The 397-nt window shown below is 35.0% G+C and carries 1 protein-coding gene; it reads right to left on the bottom strand.

The window, feature by feature from the left end; translation table 11 throughout:
- Positions 1 to 372, bottom strand: a 372-nt coding sequence (locus tag MUW74_RS04075) for an ankyrin repeat domain-containing protein (RefSeq protein ID WP_320411654.1), incomplete at its 3' end; no start/stop codon positions are given.
- Between the last annotated feature and the right edge of the window lie 25 nt (positions 373 to 397).

Genomic DNA, 397 nt, shown 5'->3' with positions numbered 1-397 from the left:
ATATTGAATGATTTCCATACGCCCTTCCGAAACTGCCATATACAAAGGAGTAGCTCCAAAACGATTTTTTGCATTTATATCGGCACCCTGGCTTATGAACCATTTAACTGATTCCAAATAGCGCCTCTGTACTGCTAGGTGTAATAAAGACTGTCTATCCTCGTTTTGAGGATAGTTATGAGTATAATACTTGGATACTTCACAGAGTAAGATTTTAGCTACTTCTTTATGATCCTTGTTGGCCGTTTTATACAAAAGACTATTGTTATCTGTTTCATCGTGATTGCTTAATGAAGCATACGCACTGCCATTGACAAATTCTGAAAATAAGATATTCAAAAAGTCTAGATTATTCCCAACTGCAGATAATATTAAGTTAAATACATCATGGTCCTTA

Source organism: Candidatus Cardinium sp. cBcalN2 (assembly GCF_022810445.1).
GTDB lineage: Bacteria > Bacteroidota > Bacteroidia > Cytophagales > Amoebophilaceae > Cardinium.
Note: the sequence above shows the minus strand (reverse complement) of the source record. Positions and strands in the feature narration are given on the sequence as shown.